At 68.9% G+C, this 18,857-nt stretch carries 17 protein-coding genes; all 17 read left to right on the top strand.

Annotated elements, in window-relative coordinates; genetic code table 11:
* The first annotated feature begins 57 nt into the window (after positions 1 to 57).
* The 17 genes from JNW98_RS07205 to JNW98_RS07125 all read left to right on the top strand — a co-directional run bounded on the left by JNW98_RS07205 (position 58) and on the right by JNW98_RS07125 (position 18,784).
* Positions 58 to 363, top strand: a complete 306-nt coding sequence (locus tag JNW98_RS07205; RefSeq protein WP_223767243.1) for a putative quinol monooxygenase — start codon at positions 58 to 60, stop codon at positions 361 to 363.
* A gap of 40 nt (positions 364 to 403) precedes the next feature.
* Positions 404 to 1,543, top strand: coding sequence for an AAA family ATPase (locus JNW98_RS07200; protein WP_223767242.1), 1,140 nt, complete (start codon positions 404 to 406; stop codon positions 1,541 to 1,543).
* Positions 1,544 to 1,823: 280 nt separating this feature from the next.
* On the top strand, positions 1,824 to 2,603 hold the full coding sequence (locus tag JNW98_RS07195; RefSeq protein WP_223767241.1) for a TnsA-like heteromeric transposase endonuclease subunit: 780 nt from the start codon (positions 1,824 to 1,826) through the stop codon (positions 2,601 to 2,603).
* Between the two features lie 38 nt (positions 2,604 to 2,641).
* The gene (locus tag JNW98_RS07190; RefSeq protein ID WP_223767240.1) at positions 2,642 to 3,175 is read left to right on the top strand and encodes a hypothetical protein; all 534 of its coding nucleotides are present in this window, start codon (positions 2,642 to 2,644) and stop codon (positions 3,173 to 3,175) included.
* 46 nt (positions 3,176 to 3,221) lie between these two features.
* Positions 3,222 to 4,214 (top strand): hypothetical protein, encoded by a 993-nt coding sequence (locus JNW98_RS07185; protein WP_223767239.1) that lies wholly within the window; start codon positions 3,222 to 3,224, stop codon positions 4,212 to 4,214.
* Positions 4,211 to 4,951 carry a hypothetical protein gene (locus JNW98_RS07180; protein WP_223767238.1) on the top strand — a complete coding sequence of 247 codons (741 nt, stop codon included), beginning with the start codon at positions 4,211 to 4,213 and terminating at the stop codon, positions 4,949 to 4,951. The genes JNW98_RS07185 and JNW98_RS07180 overlap by 4 nt, the downstream gene beginning before the upstream one ends.
* Complete coding sequence (locus JNW98_RS07175; RefSeq protein WP_223767237.1) at positions 4,944 to 6,119, top strand: TniB family NTP-binding protein; 1,176 nt, start codon at positions 4,944 to 4,946, stop codon at positions 6,117 to 6,119. The genes JNW98_RS07180 and JNW98_RS07175 overlap by 8 nt, the downstream gene beginning before the upstream one ends.
* A gap of 177 nt (positions 6,120 to 6,296) precedes the next feature.
* Positions 6,297 to 6,863, top strand: coding sequence for a TniQ family protein (locus JNW98_RS36835; RefSeq protein ID WP_223767236.1), 567 nt, complete (start codon positions 6,297 to 6,299; stop codon positions 6,861 to 6,863).
* Positions 6,864 to 7,261: 398 nt separating this feature from the next.
* The gene (locus JNW98_RS36830) at positions 7,262 to 7,840 is read left to right on the top strand and encodes a TniQ family protein (RefSeq protein WP_372459183.1); all 579 of its coding nucleotides are present in this window, start codon (positions 7,262 to 7,264) and stop codon (positions 7,838 to 7,840) included.
* A 1,035-nt stretch (positions 7,841 to 8,875) separates the two neighbouring features.
* Entirely contained in the window at positions 8,876 to 11,929 is a 3,054-nt protein-coding gene (locus JNW98_RS07160; protein WP_223767234.1) for a DEAD/DEAH box helicase family protein, read from the top strand.
* A complete protein-coding gene (locus JNW98_RS07155; protein WP_223767233.1) occupies positions 11,929 to 13,278 on the top strand; it encodes a restriction endonuclease subunit S in 1,350 nt (449 codons plus the stop codon). The genes JNW98_RS07160 and JNW98_RS07155 overlap by 1 nt, the downstream gene beginning before the upstream one ends.
* Entirely contained in the window at positions 13,275 to 14,774 is a 1,500-nt protein-coding gene (locus JNW98_RS07150) for a class I SAM-dependent DNA methyltransferase (protein ID WP_223767232.1), read from the top strand. The genes JNW98_RS07155 and JNW98_RS07150 overlap by 4 nt, the downstream gene beginning before the upstream one ends.
* A complete protein-coding gene (locus JNW98_RS36530; RefSeq protein ID WP_223767231.1) occupies positions 14,758 to 16,449 on the top strand; it encodes an AAA family ATPase in 1,692 nt (563 codons plus the stop codon). Before JNW98_RS07150 ends, JNW98_RS36530 begins: the two co-directional genes overlap by 17 nt.
* Positions 16,450 to 16,454: 5 nt before the next feature.
* Positions 16,455 to 17,579, top strand: a complete 1,125-nt coding sequence (locus JNW98_RS07140) for a restriction system modified-DNA reader domain-containing protein (protein WP_223767230.1) — start codon at positions 16,455 to 16,457, stop codon at positions 17,577 to 17,579.
* Between the two features lie 243 nt (positions 17,580 to 17,822).
* Complete coding sequence (locus JNW98_RS07135; RefSeq protein WP_223767229.1) at positions 17,823 to 18,056, top strand: hypothetical protein; 234 nt, start codon at positions 17,823 to 17,825, stop codon at positions 18,054 to 18,056.
* Positions 18,057 to 18,062: 6 nt separating this feature from the next.
* Entirely contained in the window at positions 18,063 to 18,233 is a 171-nt protein-coding gene (locus JNW98_RS07130) for a hypothetical protein (RefSeq protein ID WP_223767228.1), read from the top strand.
* A complete protein-coding gene (locus tag JNW98_RS07125; RefSeq protein WP_223767227.1) occupies positions 18,230 to 18,784 on the top strand; it encodes a hypothetical protein in 555 nt (184 codons plus the stop codon). The genes JNW98_RS07130 and JNW98_RS07125 overlap by 4 nt, the downstream gene beginning before the upstream one ends.
* Positions 18,785 to 18,857: the final 73 nt, after the last annotated feature.

Genomic DNA, 18,857 nt, shown 5'->3' with positions numbered 1-18,857 from the left:
CGACAACCCCCCATACCGACCCTTCGACCAGCCCTCCGACCATCAGGAGTACCCGCCATGACCCTCTTCGTCGTCGCCGAATGCCTGGCCGCCCCCGGCAAGGAGGACCGGCTCCGCACCGCTCTGGAAGCGATGATCGAGCCGTCCCTCGACGAACCCGGCTGCCTCGCCTACCGCCCCTACACCGACCCCAACGACCCCGCCCGCATGGTGATCGTCGAGCAGTGGACGGGCCCGGAGGCGCTCGCCGAGCACTTCACCACCCCGCACTTCCGGCACGTCGCCGAGGTGCTGGACGAGGTCCTCGCCGAGCCGCTGACCATCCGCAAGCTGGTTCCCGCGCCCGAGGGCCCCGGGGCCTGACGGACGGCGGTTGTCAGACCCCCTCCGTACGCTCGAAGCCGTGATCACCACCCTCGCCGTCGAGAACCACCGCTCGCTGCGCCGCCTCGTCCTGCCCCTCGGTCCGCTCACCGTGGTGACCGGGGCCAACGGCACCGGCAAGTCGTCGCTGTACCGCTCGCTGCGGCTGCTCGCCGACGCGGCGCGCGGCGGCGCGGTCGCGGCGCTCGCCCGGGAGGGCGGGCTGCCGTCCGCGCTGTGGGCGGGGCCCGAGAAGGCCGGCGGCATCGTCCGCGGCGACGACGCCGCCGCCCTGCGCCTCGGCTTCGCGGGCGACGACTTCGGGTACGCGGTCGACTTCGGCTACCCGGGCGGCGCGGCCGGCCACCCAGGGTCGCTCTTCACCCTCGACCCAGAGATCAAGGCCGAGGCGATCTGGAGCGGCCCGGTGCTGCGCCCCGCCGCCCTGCTGTCCGAGCGCAAGGGCCCGTACGTCAAGGTGCGTTCGGCGGACGGCGACTGGCACCGCCGGAGCGGCCGGATCCGCGCGTACGACTCGATGCTGAGCGAGGTCGCGGACCCGCAGCATGCCCCCGACGTCCTCGCGGTCCGCGAACGCGTCCGCGCCTGGCGGTTCTACGACCACGTCCGCACCGACGCGCACGCCCCCGCCCGCGAGGCCCGGATCGGCACCCGCACCCCGGTGCTCGCCGGGGACGGTGCGGACCTGGCCGCCGCCCTGCAGACGATCCGCGAGATCGGCGACGCCGAGGGGCTCGACGCGGCGGTCGACGCCGCCTTCCCCGGCAGCCGGGTGGAGATCGAGCCGCTCGGCGGGCGGCTGGAGCTGCGGCTGCGCCAGCGCGGGCTGCTCCGCCCGCTCACCGCGGCCGAGCTGTCCGACGGCACCCTGCGCTACCTGATCTGGACCGCGGCCCTCCTCACCCCGCGCCCGCCGGAGCTCCTCGTCCTCAACGAGCCCGAGACCAGCCTCCACCCCGACCTGCTGCCGCCCCTGGCCGCCCTCATCCACGCCGCGTCCCGCCGCTCCCAGGTCGTGACCGTCACCCACGCCCACCCCCTCACGACCGCCCTCACCCCCGGCGCCCACATCGTCGAACTGGTGAAGGAGTCCGGCCGGACGACCATCCGCGGCCAGGGCCTCCTCGACGAGCCGGCGTGGCACTGGCCGAAGCGCTGACGGGGGGGGTGAGACTGAGCACGGTAGATTTCTTGAAATCGATGCCCCGACCTGGCGCTTCTTGAGGGGCTGAGCAGGACAACTGTCGTCAGATTCGCATCCTTCTTGACGCGTCCCCTGCTCTTTGCGGGCAAGTTGTCGCCAACCCTGAAGACTGGCCGCCCACAGCGAGGTGCAGCGCTTACCTGGGGTCATGAGTCACATGCAGGCTGGCGGAGGGCCGGGGACCCGCCCGGACACGTCGCCGGACGCGGATGAGCCCCTGTGGTCCCACCGGTGTATGTGGACGGATCTGCTGGTGCCGGTCTCACTGGATGCGGGGCGGGGTGACCTGGATCTGTCCGTCGGCTGGGCGGACCGGTGGACCGCGACCTGGAAGTACGCCGGGGACGAGGTGACGGGTCCGGTCCGGCACCTGGGACAGGTACCGGTGGCGAGTCGTGGGCCGATGCGAGGGTTCACCTGGAGGCGGGAGCAGAAGCACCGGCCTGGTCTGGAGTCTTTGATGGCCACCGGCCGGCTGCATGGGTTCGAGAGCCTCGAAGAGGATCAGTTCCTCGTCGCCCTGGACTTTGCCGGCGATCTGGTCGAGGTGCTGGCGCAGCCCCTGCGTATTCGGTTTCGTTCGGCGGAGAAGTGGCGCAGGCACACGCCCGACTTCCTCGCGGTCACGCGGGCAGATACCTGGCTGATCGATGTCCGGCCCCGGCATCTGATCGCGCCCGAGAACTTGGAGTCCTTCGCGGCGGTCGATGAAGTGGCGGTGGCCTGCGGGTGGCATTACGTGGTCGCGGCTGAGTGGCGGCCCCATGTGCGGTCCACACTCGGCGCGTTGTACGGAAAGCGCCGTCCGACGCGTGACGTGCTCGGTGTCCAGGGTGATCTGCTGGCTCAGGCCGAGGGCGGTGTGACGTTCGGGGAGTTGGCGGCTGCGCAGGCGTACTGGCCTGTGGCGCGTGCCCAGCTGCTGCACTTGTTGTGGCACCGCAGGCTAGGGATCGACCTCTCGCAACCGTTGACGGACCGGACGCGGGTGGTGCGGGCGGGAGGTGTCTCGTGAACGGGGCTGCCGCGTTGGATCTCTCGGCTGGAGCAGGCGTGTTGCTCGACGATGTGGAGTGGCTGGTCGAGCGGCAGGAGCCACATCTGGGGCGGGTCCAGCTGGTGCGGGCGGACGGTGAGCGTCAGCGGGTGAGCTTCCGCTTCTTGGTCAATCACCCGCGGTGCAGGCCGTCCTCGCGTACGGCGGCGGAAGGGGCGAACCGCGGGCGTCAGCTGGCTTCGTGGAGTGACGTGAAGCCGGAGAAGCGCCCTCTGATGGAACAGCGCTTCGCTCACCTGATGGAGATCAACTGCGGTTTCCGGAGCGGTGATCCGTTCCGTCCCGAGCCGGGAGAGCCGCGGCCCGAGTACGACCCGGACCGTACGACGCTGACCGAGCGGCGGGAGGCGAAGGCAGCCGAGTTGTCGGCGCTGAGGCCCGAGGAGGCGAAGCTGCTCTTGGGCGTCGCCCATGTCGGGGCGCGCACCCTTGAGCGCTGGGAGAAACGGCGCAGGAAGTACGGGATCGTGGGCTGCGCCGATCATCGATGGCTGCGGTCGAGCGGGGGACATCCGAGTATCAGCGATTGAGGCGATCTTCGCGGTACGGCAAGAGACGCAGCAGCACCGGTCCCGTGTGAGCGCACGGACCCGCGAGATCACGATCCGGCGCTATGTGCGGGAGAGCTTCGAGGTCGCGAATGAGGCTGAGGGCCAGGAGGAACACGAGAAGGGCAGCAAGGGGCGGGAGATCAAGGTCCCGAGCTATCACACGCTGCTGCGGGTGTGGAAGGAATGGTTCGGACCGGGCAGGGCCCGACCGAAGTACGAGCGCTCGGCCGAACTCCCCACCAAGAACGGGCACGTGCTCGTGACCCGCCCCGGGCAGGTCGTCGCGCTGGACACGACGATCCTGCCGGTGATGGTCCGCGAGAACGTCTTCGGAGATCCGGTCACCGTCCACTTCACCCTGGCGCTGGACGTCTACACCCACTCCATCTGCGCCTTCCGGCTCACGCTGGTGTCGGACTCCTCGGTGGACGTCGCGATGATGCTGCGCGACGTCATGCTGCCGCTGCCTATGCGCGAGGAGTGGGGCGAGGACATGGAGTGGCCTTACCCAGGGCTGCCGGCCGCCGTGGTCGCCGAGTTCGCCGGTCACAAGGTGGCCGCCCTGCCGTTCTTCAACCCCGAGACCATCACCTCCGACCACGGCTCCGTCTACCGCAACCACCATCTTGTGGACGTCCAGGAGGCGATGGGCTGCCGGATCCTGCCGGCTCGCGTTCTGCGCCCCCAGGACAAGGCCGCGGTGGAGCGCACTTTCGGCGGTATCCGCTCGCTGGTGTTCGAGAAGTTGCCCGGCTACACGGGAGTCGACGTCGCCGACCGCGGTGCCGATCCGGAGGGCGACGCCGTGCTGACCCTCAGCCAGATGGAACATTTCATCGCCACCTGGGTGGTGGGTATCTGGCAGAACCGCAGGCTCGGCGAGTTCGCCCCCTGTTGGGATCCGGGTGGCGACCACAGCCCCAACACCCCGTCGCCGCCTCCTTCGCGCAGGAAGGCTTCGACCTGGACATCCCGTCACCGGAGACGTACTACCGCTTCCTGCCCGAGCACCACGTGAAGCGGATCTACCGGCGGGGTGTGAAGGTCAAAGGGCTCTGGTACGACGCCGAGTTGCTGCACCAGCCCGACCTGCAATCCGCCCGGGGCGGCCGGTACAAGAAGCAGTGGGTCATCCACCGCGAACCGCGGGACCGACGGATGGTGTTCTTCCATGACCCCGATACACACGAGTGGCATGAGCTGCGCTGGACGGGCCTGCCTCCGGAGGGCGAGATGCCGGCCTTCGGGGACGCACGGGTCGAGGAACTCCTCATGCGCGTACGGGAAGCGGGGCTGAAGCCGCGCTCCGACAGTGACCTCGTCCCGGTCCTCTTGGAGATGCTGGGCGCGGTCGACCCGGTCGCGAACTGGTCGTCCCAGCTGACCAAGTCCCAGCGCACCCAGCACGCACGGGAGATCACCCAAGCTCGGGCGGCGGCCGTGGACCGGCCGAAGCCGTCAAAGTCGTCGCAGGCAACGGACGCACCGTCGCGACTGGCCGCTGTCGGTGTGCGTGAAACGGAACCGCCGTGGCGGGAGAGGGCCCGGGAGGCTACCGAGAGCCTGGACGCCCACCGGCGCAGACGTCGCGAGGCGGCCGGGCCACGGAAGCCGCCGGAGTCGGCTCCGCTCGGCTCCAGCCGCCGTGGCCGCAACCTCTTCGTCATCGCGGACGACGACGCCCCACCCGACGCACCAGCCACAGACCAGCAAAGCCGTGATGCGCAAGCGACGGACGAGGAGCGAAATGAGTGACCAGGCCCCGGAGGAGACGGAGAGGCCCGTACCGTTCCTGCGCCTCGGCCCCCGGCCGGACCGAACGACTCATGAGGGCTGGCAGGAGTTCCGAAGGACGCGCGAGCTGTTCGTGCCGGTCAAGAAGATTTCCGTGGCCGAGTACGGGCTGATGAGTCCGCGCAAGAAGTCGCTGTACGACCTGCATCGCGCTGCCACGCACGTCAACATGCGGATGGAGGAGACTCCGATGAGCGCGGTGGTCACCACGCTCATGCGCTCTCGGATCCAGAACAACGCAATGCGCATCGGTCCGAGCACCCTCGACGGACTGATGATCAACGGCGGCGGCTACCAGGGCAAGACCGAGACCGCCTGCCGGACCGCCGCCGAATTCGATGACACCTGGCGCGACTTGTTCGAGAAGAACCGCGCCTATTACTTCGACCCGATGCCCGGCACCCGGGACATCATCGCGCCGGTCGCCTACTGCCAGACCCCGGTCAAGGCCACCCCGATCGGCCTGTGCGAGGCGATCCTCGACTACTACGGCGCCCCCTATGGCAAGAACCTGCGCGGCGTGATCCGCAACGTCCGGGCATCGTTCAAGGCGCACGCCACCACCGTCCTGATCATTGACGACATCACTCGTCTGAAAATGCACCGGGAGGACGACCAGGACACTCTCGACCTCATCCGGGGCCTGATGGACCTGGATGTCACGCTCGTCCTCATCGGCGTCAACATCCCCCGCTCCGGGCTGCTCAGGGAAGGCTGGCACGACCCGCGCACCAAGCAGTGGGTCTACGAGCCGCTGAAGAAGGGCAAGAGCTACAACCCTGATGCTTCCACCCAGACCGAACGCCGCTTCGACCTGGTCAACCTCGACCCGTTCGACTTCACCACGGACGCCGGGACCGCAGCGTTCGTCGATCACCTCGAATCCACGGAGAACCAGATCCGGCTCTTCAACGCCGGACCGGGCACGCTGTCCGCAGGAGCGATGCCCGAGTACCTCCGCCGCCGGACCCACGGCATCATCGGCCTCCTTGACGAGATCACCATCAACCTGGGCAACATCCCGGCCGGTACGGCGTGCGGGACGCCGAATCCGGTGAGATCCCCGACGTCGACACCTCCCCGGAACCGGAGCAAGGGCCGGAGCGGAAGGTGGAGACGAAGAGCGTGAAGCCCCGGAAGAGGCGGAACACGGTCTTGGACGACCGCGGCACTCCTCCGGCGGCCGAGGCATGACCCCACGCCCACTGCCCCGTACTCTCGCGCCCCTCGAGGACGAATCGCTCGTGGGACTGATCCTGCGCCTGGCCCAGCACACGGGAGTTCACCCGCGGTCATCGCCACGCGCATGGGCCTCACGGACCGAGTGGGAATCCATGTGCCGGCGGGATCACTTCTTTCCCTCCCTCCGCAAAGGCTCGCCGAAGCTGCGCATGTGGCGGGCCTGTCGCTCTCCGAGATGGAGAACCTCTTGCTGGCTCCCCTCGGCGAGCGCTATGGACCACTGAGCCAAGCGCACGCTCCGTGGTACGGGCCTCAACTCCTCACTAATCCCCGGCGATGGGTCAACCTGCGTAGCACGCAGTTCTGCGAGCGCTGCTTGGCCGGAAGGGACAACCCTCTGGGTGCCGAACTCGGTGGCTCGTGGAAGAGGCACTGGCACCTGCCGGTGGTCTTCGTCTGCGTCGAGCACCGCCGCACGCTCCGACGCTGCTGCCCCTCCTGTGGGCGTCCCGCCCACGCCACCCGGCAAGGACTCATCGCTCATGCCACCTATGAAGGATTGCACCCCATCCAGTGTCGCGCACCGTCCATCTTCCAGCCCGACTTCAGGGAAAGGGCTGTGTGCGGCGCTTACATGACTGACAGGTCGCGCGGCCGGATCGTGGCGAAGGACCGTGCGACACGAGAGTAGATCATCGATGTCCAGAGGCGCATTGATGCACTGCTTTCTCCCGACGGTCCGGCCGAGACCCAGAGCTGTGGGGAACCTGTCTCTGTGGCGCAGTACTTCATGGACCTGCGGGCCGTCACCGCGTTGATCTACGCGTCCTGGCCTCAGGCGCGCCCTCTGGCGGCAACGGAGGTGCTGGCCAGGGCCATTGAGCGCGAGGCTGCAGGTCGCCACCGAAGTTCCCGGGACCTTCGCAGCCGGGTCATGGGGGCTCCGTCCCGCGACTACTTCCTCGCGCCTCCCGCCACGGCACTCACGACCGGTGCCATTCTGGGGATCGCGGACCGACTCCTCAGAGCGACGGACCGCTCTGAGGAACGAACCGAGCTCGTTGCCCTCTACCGGCGTGAAGTGGAGGAATGCCACGCGCTCGGCTCCAGGCACGTGAAAGATCTCGGGGTATCCCCACCCCTGAGCCGTATTCTCAGCCTCGCTCCGCGGCCGCGCAGGGCCGCTACCCGCGGCGCTTCGCAGACGCCGGCAGCGGAAGCGGGGTGAGAATGACGTGCGACGTGCGTCCCCTGCCCCGCAGCCTTGATCCGCTACCCGACGAGGCCCTTACCGGATTCGTGCTGCGCCTTGCCCACAGGCTCGGCACGACACCCGCAGAGGTCTCTGTCCGCACTGGCCTGGTACCCCGCACCCGCCCGGGCCTGCCCACCCGGCTGCCCCTGGGGCTCCTGTACCACCTGGACGACGAACACATAGCAGGCTTCGCCCGAGCCACCCGCCTGGCGCCCGGCGAGGTCAGTGGCATGCTCCTCGCCCCGCTCGGAGAGCGATACGGGCCACTGAACCCCGCCTTCACGCCACGCACCACCCCAACGCGGATGATCTACGACAACCCGTGGGTGCTGACCCGCTCCTCGCGCTACTGCCCCTTCTGCCTCACCGGGCACGGCGATGCAATTCAGGACCGCCACGGAGGCGCATGGTAGCGGCTGTGGCGTCTCCCCGTGATCTTCCTCTGTCTCCAGCACCGACGACTCCTGTCGCACCGATGCACCAGTTGCGGAACACTCGCGCAATTCGTCCACACGGCAAACGGCATTGCGCGCCTGTCCGACGACTCGCTCCACCCAACACAGTGCCGCTTCACCGCACGATCGGCCTCGCACCGGCAGCCCAAGGGGGCCTGCGGAGCCGACCTTGCCCGGCCAGACACCCCGCCCGGGGAACCTGATCCCGTCACCATGAACGTGCTGTTCCACGTCCAGCGCGAACTGGGGCACCTACTCGCGGCAGGAGGGCCAGCGACCACCATGAGCGCTGGGGCGCCGGTCCCCGTTGCCCACTACTTCGCCGACCTGAGAGCTATCGTTGCCATGATCTTTCGGTCTTGGCCGGAAGCCCGCCCCCCTGGTCACGGGCGCAGTCCTGGACATCGCGGCGCAACTCCTTGGAACCCCGGACCGGCACGAAGCACGAGAGCGCCTGGCCCCGTTGGTGTTGCGCCTGCGTGACGCCGACCGGGCACTCAGTACCTATTTGCGGCGCCCAGGCTGGATCTCGAAGCAGTTGCGGTCTGCCGTCGAGGACGACTGGACAGGTGCCAGTCGCCGCAGTAAGCCGTCGACATCCTCGCCCGCGTCCAGTCCAGCCGAGCCACGGACTACGTGGCCGACTTCAACATGGCCCTGGCCCCCTGGCAGCGCGAGTCGACTGTCCGCGACTTCATCCACCGCACACGCCAAGAACTCGGCGTCACCACCTGAAGCACCACCACACCTCGGCGGCGCACCGTGACAGCGGAGCCCCCTCACCGAGGCTGGCCGACAGCACGACCAGGCCGCTCGGATCGACTGGGAGCTTCGGCTTCGCACCTCAGGCCCCTTCTGCCCGTCGGCATGAGAAAGGGCAACCAGCCTGAATCGGGGCGCAGAGTTTGTGTTGTGGGTAGGGGCCGGACGGTAGGGTGAGAGGCGTTCTGTAGCGGATTCCGCGGCGCCGCAGTGCAGGTAGGGAGGGTCGGCGTGGCTCTGGAGCCGAGCGTGCTCGAAAGCCGGTTCACGGACCTGGCTCTGGCGTCAGCCAATTTCGGATTCCTGCTCCCCCACGAACCGCTTCTTGTTCTTCACGGCGCATCCTGTGAGGCCCGCGCGGCTACTGCTCCCGCTGAAGCAGTGGTGGCGGCATGCCAGTTCGGTGAGGTTCTTGCCGCTGAGCTCGGGCGCCAGGCCGGGGTGCGCCTGCCTACGGGCGATCAGCAGGCCCGTCTGGACCTCCTGTCTCGAGCCGGGATGCTTCCCGGGCCGGTTCGGGACGCGTTCAACGACCTTCACCGCCTCGACGGCGGCGCGCATGATGAGCGGGACGTGGCGGCGCATCTGGTCGGGCGCTGCTTCGCACTGGCCGTCTGGCTCTTCCGCGCCCTGACCGGCGACCCGGAGCCGATGACCTTCGTCCACGCCTCAGCATCCGATCTGCGGGCTTTGGCGCAGCGGGTTGCTGCGCTGGAGGAGGACCTGCCCCGCCTGCGCCGCGAATTCGAACAGCGCGTCACTCCCACGCCCCTGGCGGTCGCCGAACGTGAACAACTGATCGCCAGCGCACGCGCTGCCGCCTATGAACCGCTGCGCGAAGCCGACATTTCCGCGGAAGTGCAGCGCAGGCTCGCTAAGGCGGGATGGGACGTCCTGGCCGCTGGCGAGGAGTCTCAGCTCAACCGTTCCCTGGGCTGCGTCCTGGTGCAGCCCCGCCTGGCCGCAGGTCTCCGCGCGGACATGCTGCTGACGGTCGGCGGACAGGTGGTCGGGATCGTCGAGTGTAAGCGGGACGGCATCGATCTCGACGAGGCTATGGAGCAGGCGGGCGCACTGGCGAAGGCCCCGGCGGGCTCCCTGCCGTGGCCCGTGTGGCGCTCGCCGCTGCCGTACCGGTATGTGAGCGATGGTCGGCGTCTGCTGTTCCGCGACGCCAATGACGCCGAATCCCACGCGCGCTTGGTCAGCGGCATCCATCAGCCCCGCACGCTGGCCCGCTGGCAGCGCGAAGCGGAGGCGGACGGCGCGGCACCGACCTACCGGGCCCGCCAGGCCGCCTACCTGCAGCGGCAGGACGAGGGGTTCGACCAGCTGCGCATTGCCCAGCGCGGGGCGGTGATGGCCATCGAGCAGGCCCTCGCGGCCGGTCAGCGGCGCGCCCTGGTGCAGATGGCCACTGGCTCCGGGGCGAGCTTCACCGGGGTTTTCACCGCCTACCGGCAGCTCCACCACGCGCGTGCGGGCCGGATCCTGTTCGTGACCGACCGCAAGCTCGCCGTGCACCAACTGATCGCACAGCTGCGCCAGTTCAGCATGCCGGACGGAGGGCGCCCTCTCGATGACGTGTACCACGTCCAGGAACTGACCGCGCACGGCCTGGCCCCGTCGGCTTCCGTGGCCGTGGCCACGGTGCAGCGTCTGTCCGCCATGCTCGCCGGCACCCCAGCAGCCGAGGACGGATCCGAGAGCGTGTCGGCGTACGAGACCGCCGAACGGCAGGCGCATCCCGATGCCACACCCCTGGAAGTGACCTACTGCGAGACGCTGCCGCCCGACTCATTCGATCTCGTCATCGTCGACGACTGCCACCGCGCGCTGTACGGACAGCGGCGTGCCCTTCTCGAATACTTCGATGCTCCCGTCGTCGGATTCAGCGCGACGCCGACCGCTACCGTGCTGGGATTCTTCAAGGGCAACCTGGTCAACTCCTACAGCTATGAACAGGCCGTCGCCGACGGCGTCGCCGTGGACTACTCCGTTTACCAGATCCAGGTCGACGGCGACCGGCAGTCGGCGTTTGCCACCCCTGTCGACGCGGTCGGTGTGCAATCCCGCAGCTCGCGCCGCGCCCGCTACGAGGATTTGGACGAGGAGCTGGCCTTCACCGTAGGGCAGGGCCCGGCAAGGGCTGTCCCGTCTGAGCGCCTGGCCACCGTGGTGACGGCTTTCCGTAACGCGCTGCCGACCCTGTTCCCCGATCGGATGCAGCACGGCGGCGGGCTCCTCGGGGTCCCCAAGACAGTGGTGCTGGCGCAGGACGGACTGCATGCGGACGAGGTCGTGGAGCGCGTCCGCGACGTGTTCGGCGCCGGGGACGTCTTCTGCCGACGGATCGCGCCGCGTGACGCGTATGTGGCGGACCTGCTGCGGGAGTTCCGCACGACGCCGGAGTTCCGGATCGCGGTCGTGACGGATCTGATCTCTGGGAACAGTGACATGCGGGTGATGGAGTGCCTGCTGATCCTGCGCGAGGTGCGCTCCGCCGCCTACTACGAGCAGCTGCTGGCCATGGGAACGCAGACCATCTCGTCCGCGGAGCTGCGCGCCGTCACCCCGGGAGCGGATGCCAAGGCGCAGCTCGTGGTCGTCGATGCGGCGGGCGCTTCGCGTCACCTCCAGCCCCTGGTGAACGTGACGGATGCATCCGGGCAGAGGGGACGGGCCGCCTTGGAGCGCCTGCTGCACCGAGCCACTGACGGCCGGGCGACGCCGCAGGAGACAGCCGAACTCGCCGTCCGGCTCGCCCGGCTCATCCCCACGCTCAGTGACGCCGACGGCGCCGAGATCCGCAAGCTGGCGGGCCGGTCTCTGCAGGAGCTGGTGACCCGTCTCCTCGACTCGGTCGACTCGGACCACCTGGCATCGCTGCGCCGGGCGGGAGGCAAGAGAGCCGTCGAGGACGAGCGGCGCGAGGCCCTCTACCCGCTCACCGAGGACCTCCAACTCCAAGAGGTGCTGCTCGACCTGTACGACCGGCCGGCCCCTGCTCGGGGAACGACATCCGGTAGCCGGGGGCACCGCCAAGACAAGACGGTGGGCCGGCGTCTGGCCGAGTTCGTCGAGCGGTCCGGCCCCTTTAACTCCGCCCAGCTGTGGTGGATCGAGAAGATCGCGGATGTGGTGGCCACCGAGACGCGCTTCGATCCGGCGTATCTCGACAGCATCCCCTTCTCGGCGCGCGGCGGCACGGACGGCTTCCTTGACGCCTTCGGGCCCGACGCCGCTATCGACCTTCTGGACGAACTGCGCAGGGCCCTGGCGTGATGAATGAGGTGCCTGTCGGCTGGAGGATCGTCCGGCTGGCCGATGTGCTGAGTGAACCGCTGGTCAACGGCCGGTCCCCGCGCCCCGGCGAGGGCGGATTGCCCGTACTGCGCATGCCGGCGCTGCGGGCAGTCACCGTGGACTTCACCCAGTCCAAGAGCAGCGACCGCAGTGACAACGGCCACGCGATACTGCTGGCCGAACACGGGGATGTGCTGGTCGGCCGGGTCAACGGCTCACACTCCCTGGTCGGCGAGGGCGCGCTGGTCGACGGCCCCCCGGCCCCGACGGCCATCCCTGACACCATGATCCGAGTACGCGTACGCCCCGATGTCCTCGATCCGCGCTACCTCGCACACCTGTGGAAGTCGCCCGTCATGCGGCGCCAGATCGAGGCACGCGCCCGCCAGGGCGGCGCAGCGATCTGGCGGATCAACCAGCGTGATCTGGCCGACGTCCTGCTGCCGCTGCCCCCTGTGGGGGAACAGCGCCGGATCGTCGGCCTGTTGGGGGACCACCTCACCCGCATCGACGCCACCACGATCCGCACCCACAGCGCCCTCGACCAGGCCGACGTCCTTAGCCGCGCCCTGACCGCGCGGGCAGGGCGCGGCGCTCTCACCGATACCGCTCGGGTTCCCGCGGACCTGCCCCGGGTTGCCGGCGCAGGGGACGGGACACTGCCCGACCTGCCCGAACGCTGGCGGTGGACCCGCCTGCACGATGTCGCCGAGGTCACCCGCGGTATCACCCCATCCGGCACGCAGGAGTGGAATCCCGCCGATACGGACGTCTCCTGCCTTCGGGTCGCCAACGTGCAGCGCGGCCGCCTCGACCTGGACGACGTTCGCACGATCCGGCTGCCCCCATCACGGGCCGAGGCAGCCCGACTGCGGGCGGGTGATGTGCTGCTGACCGGCGGCGGATCGATCGACAGCCTGGGCCGCGGCTGGATCTGGGAGGACCAGCTGCCCCACTGCGTCCCCCACAGCCACGTCTTCCGTGCCCGGATCACCACCCATCAGCTCCACCCCGTCCTGCTGGCCTGGCACGCCAACGGCCTCGGCCGCCAGTGGTGCCACCGCAACGCCACCCAGAGCGCGGGGCCGGCATCCATCAGCCTGGCCAGGATCCGGCTCATGCCAGTGCCGGTTGCTCCCGTAGACGAGCAGCACCATCTGGTTGCGGTGGTCCAGTCACACACCGCGGCCCTGAACGCGGCCTGCGCTGCAGCCGAACGCGCTCTCGAGGTGGCCGGACGGCTACGGCGTAACCTCCTGGAACGCGCTTTCACTGGTCATATGTCCCCTCCGCTCTCCCCGTCCGGGCAACAGGAGTCTGTGCTGTGAACCCCACCGTCTCCTCCCGCCCCGAACACGACCAGGCCCTGGTGGACCGGCTGTGGAACTACGCCAACGTGCTGCGCGACAACGGCACCTCGGGCCTGGAGCTCATCGAGCAGCTCTCCAGCCTGATCGTCCTCAAACGCGCCTATGAACAACGCCAACGCCCCCTCAACGGGCGCGACACCCTCGGCTTCGACGCATGGGAGCAGCTCACCTCGACCGAGCGCGACTCCCTCATCCCGGCGTACGAGCAGATCCTGGACCAGCTCGCCGCCCGGCCCGGAACGCTCGGGCTGCTCTTCCGGCGGGCACAAAACCGCATCCCGGACCCTGCCCTCCTACACCGCTTGATCGTCGACGTGGTGGACCGCTACCAGTGGTCCTCAGCCGACATCGGCGCTGTCTTCGAGGCGCTGCTGGCCCGCATGAGCACGGACACGAAGACCGGCGCCGGCCAGTACTTCACGCCCCGGCCGCTGATCGAGGCGATCGTGCAGTGCATGCAGCCCGGCATCGATGACACGGTCTCCGACCCGGCCTGCGGCACCGGTGGTTTCCTGATCAAAGCCTTCGACTACCTGGTCGACCACTTTCCTTCAGGTGTCACCGCGGCTCAGCGTAAGCGGCTCGACCAGGGCACCTTCTTCGGCACCGAACTCGTCGACGCCACCGCGCGGCTGGCCACGACGAACCTCGTCCTGCACGGCGTCACCCGGGCCGACGAGACCCACCCGTGCATCACCGTCGGGGACGCGCTGGCCCGCCCACCGGTGCGGCGGGCGACGCTGGTGCTCACCAACCCTCCGTTCGGGCGCCGCTCCACCAGCGAGGAGCCCTACCGGGAGGACTTCTGGACCCTCACCACCAGCCGGCAGCTCAACTTCCTCCAGCACATCCACAGCCTGCTGGAGACCGACGGCCGCGCCGCTGTCGTGGTACCCGACAGTGTGCTGTTCGAAGGCGGGCCGGGTGAGCTGATCCGGCAGCGCCTGCTGTCCGCGTGCGACGTCCACACCCTGCTGCGGCTTCCCATGGGCATCTTCTACGCCGGCGGTCTCAAGGCCAGCGTCCTGTTCTTCGACAAGCCCGAACCGCGCCCCGACGGCAGCCCGTCCACGACACGGTTGTGGGTGTACGACCTGCGCTCCCTGCACACGTCGACGGCCAAGCCCACGACACCAGCCGGTCCCGACTACAGCGACTTCGTGTCCGCCTACCGGCCCGGCCGACCCCGCAGTGAACGAGTCGAGACCCCCCTCTTCCGATCCTTCGCCGTCCAGGACCTGCTCGCCCGGCCCGGCGCCAACCTGGACCTTCAGGTCGCCGAACCCCCGCCCGGGCCCTTCGCACTGCAAGAGCCCGAGGCCGACCTGCACCGCATGGCCCAGGAGATTACCGCTGAACTGGGCGCCGCCCTCACCGAATTCGCCTCCTTGGCTGAAACACTGCGCCCCTACGGTGTGCACGCGGACGGCCCGGATCGTGAGGCGGAGCGGTGACGGCGACCAGGAGCACCTTGACCGGGGGGATGCCGTGCGGCTGCTGCGACTGAGACTTCCCTCCTACCGGGGCCTGCGTCACTTCGAGCTGGACCTCACTGACGCCCTCGATGGCGGCCATGCCATTGCCACCCTGATCGGCCCCAACGGCGGCGGCAAGTCCCGAGCCCTGCACGCGCTCGCCGAGATCTTCGGCGCCCTGCACCGGCCGGGCCGCCGTGCGGCCTTCGCCTTCGAACTTGACTACGAGGTCCACGACAGGACGGTCCGGGTCGTTCAGACCTCCCCCGATACCTCACCCGAGCTATCCGTGGACACCTCCGTGGGTCGGCCGATACGCGTGGCCCGCGCAGTGTGGGCGCAGCATCTGCCCGATCACGTCTTCGGCTACCAGGCGCACGCCCAGGCTCCCTGGACCAGCGAGTTCGACCAGCACCGCCGCTTCGCCGCCCGCCGCATCGGCCAATGGCGCCGGCAGTGGATGACGGACTTCGACCAGTGGCGCGCACATCACGCCCCGAACGAAGGCGAGCTGTGGACCGAGCAGCTGACCCTGCCCATCAACTGCCCTCTGTACACGCCGGTGTTCCTGTGTACGCCCGCGCACCTGTCGCTGCTGCTCCTCGCGCAGACCACCCACTGGTCCGACTCGTTCGGCACCTATCTGCGCCGCCACTCCTACCTCCAGCGTGTGGCCTCTGCGGTCCTGCGGATCCGCGCGCCACGCGCCGCACGCGCCCCGCACCTGTCCGCCCTCCCGTACTGGGGCCTGGGCGGGCCCGCCCGCACCCTGTTCGCGGCCGCCGCCGAATCGGGGCGGTTCGGTCTCATTCCCGATGCCGACCCGGTGGACGGAGCCGGCAGCCCCGCCGACGGGTTCCAGATCGTCCTGGGCACTGCAGAAGATGTTCGCGCCTTCCGTAACCTCTTCGACAGCGACCTGTCGATGTTCGGCCTGCTCGCCACCTTGCTGGATGCCGGCTACCTCACCGTCGACGTCCGCCTGGACAAACCCGGCGCGCTCACCGTTGGCTTGAACGACCTGAGCTCGGGGGAGCAGCAACTCCTCACCACCTTGGGCCTGCTGAGGCTCCAGCGGGCACATGAGTCGCTGTTCCTGCTGGACGAGCCCGACTCCCACTTCCACCCCGAGTGGAGTCGGCGCTGGTACTCCTCCGTACGCAACGTGTTGGGACCGCATCAGCACTCGCAGTTCCTCACCGCCACCCACGAACCGCTCCTGGTATCCAACATGACCCGCGCGCAGATCCGCGTCGTCACCACCGACGTGGAGGGCCAGGCCACCGCGGTGATACCGCGGGCCAACCCGCGCGGACAAGGTGCCGGCGGCCTGCTGACCACCGACTTGTTCGACCTGCCCACCCAGCTTGACGAGCACACCCAGGAACTGATCGACCGCCAGTACGCGCTGCTCCCCGAGGCGACCGGCGACCCGGTCAAACAGGCTGCACTGCGCGACGTCACCGCCCAGCTGGAGACCATGGACTTTCCCAACTCCGACCGTGATCCGCTCGTGGCGGCTTTCCTCGCCGAGCTCCACCGCAGACGCCTCGCGCTCCTCGAGGCCGCCCACGGCCCCAACCCGCCCTCGCCCGAACGACTGCAGGCCCTGGTCGCCGAGCTGTTCCACGAGCGCTTCTCGTCGGTGATCTGACGCCGATGAGACACGTCAACATGCAAGGGCTCACCGCCCCGCCGGCCTGGGCAGCCAAGGCCAAACGCACCCTCGACGCGGTCAGGGCCGCCGTCGCTGCTGGCACCGAGCGTGAATTCAATTCGCACTGGGCCGAGGACGCCGTACGCGACCTGCTCCTCGGTCTCGTCGGCGTCAAGTGCTGGTACTGCGAGACCCTCATCGTGCGCGCGGACATCACCGTCGACCACTTCCGGCCGAAATCCGAAGTACTCGAGGTGCCCGGCCACCCGGGATACTGGTGGCTGGCCTACGACGTGTCGAACTACCGCATCGCCTGCAAGCACTGTAACAGCGGCGGAGCCCGCTACAACGGTGTCCGGGAAGGCCGAGCCAAGGGCAGCCAGTTCCCGCTCATAGGCGGAACCCGCGCCCGCACGTCAGTCGACGACCTGAACCGCGAACAGCCGCTGCTCCTGGACCCGGCCCACCGCAGCGACCCCGACCTGCTCGGCTTCGACTCCGGCGGCTACGCCCGGCGCAGCAACACTCCCTACTCGCCGGCCGAAACCAACCGTGGCCTGTGCCGCGCCGACGAAACCATACGGATCCTGGCGCTCAACGACTCCCACCTCGTCCCGCTCCGCGCCCGCCTCATACGGGAGGTCACCGTACTCGCCCGCCACGGGGACCTGACCGACATCCAGCAGCTGGTCGACGACAAGGTGGGACCCGAGGCGCCCTACAGTGCGGCAGCCGCCATGGCTCTGGCCCTGCACCGTGCCGTCGCCCAGCCGGCCGCCGCGCCCGCCACGGCCGCAACGACGCCCGCCGCCGCACCCACCACCGACCCGGCACGCTCCCGAGTCGACCTGCACGACCTGCTGCAACATCTGGACCCGGACGACCTCAAGGCCGGCATCACCCTCACCGGCCGGCACGAGAAGAAGGTCCATCAGGCAGTCTTGAACCACGAGGGCCACATCGACGTCTCGGGCCGCCTCTGGCGCACCCCGACCACCGCTGCCCGAGTCGCCACCGGAAGCAACAAGATCAACGGCTGGGACTTCTGGCATCTGACCATCGGCGGCGTGGAGCAGACCCTCGCCGAATTCCGCGCCCAGCACGTCCCGCCCATCGCGCTCGTGTGAGACACCGGTACCGGCGGCGAGCACGAAGCGCGACCCATGGCCGCTGCGCGGCGTACTCGGCCTGCGATGCGGCGAGAGGGGACGGCAGTCGCGTATCGAATAGCGCGGGCGGACAAATCGCCTCACGTGGACAGGTGTGAACCGGCCACCTATCCATCGCCTCAATGAAGTTCCGAGCTGCTGCACGGAGGTGATGCTTCACTGGCAGCTGAACGCTTGGACATCAGCGGGAAGGAGGGCACCGTGGATCCAACACTCATCACCTTGGCCAGTGCCGGTGGTGCGGCTCTGGTCTCGGCCATGGCGGCCGATGGATGGAGCGCGTTCCGTACGGGCGTTGTCGCCCTGTGGCGTCGCTTCCAACCGGAGACCACGGATGCTGTCGAGCGGGATCCCGACGCGACCCGCCAGACGCTGCTCGCCGTCCCGGAAGGCGAGAGGCAGCAGGTCCGCGATGCCCTGCAGTCGGTGTGGTAGGGGCGGATGCTGACGCTCTTCCTGGATGACCGCACCGCAGCCGCCGAGTTCGAGGAACTGCTGGCACGGCTGGCGCCGGCCGATACGTCCCGTCCACCCATCAGCTTCCGTGCCGAAGTCCACGACAACGGGCGCGTCTACCAGGCAGGCGGCAATCAGTTCATCCACGAACAATGACCGACCCATATGACAACGATGCGTCCTGGCAGATGAACGCGAGCGCCGAGGATGAAGGCCGCGTCTACCAGGCGGGCGGCGACCAGCACATCACCGAGTACCACTATCACGGCGCAGAGTTCGTACTGGCCGACGACGAGGTTGACGACGAAGACGAGGATGACGACGAAGGGGGCTGGTACTACGAGCCAGCGGACGTCTACTTCCTCAATGGGCTTGGCGATCTCTTCGCCCTCGCCTTACTGCCCTTGGCCCCGATCATCCCGCTCGCGATCTCCGGGGCCAGTGTGCGGGCCACCTGGACCGCCGACCCCGGCCCGTCCCTGTGGTGGTCCACCCTCTACACGCTCGGGACCATGGCTCTGGCAGCGTTGGTGTTCAGGATCCTTCGCATGGTGCTGCCTCACCGGACGGACGTCTACTCCTGGTGGTACCTGCCCCTCGGCGTCGCCGTCTTCGCCTACTACGTCGTACAGGCCCCGGAGAAGGCCACCTTCGAGGTGATCGCCGACCTGGGCCAACAGATGGCGCAGGTCCTCGGCCCGTTGTGACCGCCTCGCGTCGAGAGGTGAACGACGGCGAGGGCGCCGTGCGCGGGGGCAGCGCGCACCGTCGCCACGACGG

Source organism: Streptomyces huiliensis (assembly GCF_020037025.1).
GTDB lineage: Bacteria > Actinomycetota > Actinomycetes > Streptomycetales > Streptomycetaceae > Streptomyces > Streptomyces huiliensis.
This window is presented reverse-complemented; position numbering and strand designations above follow the sequence as displayed.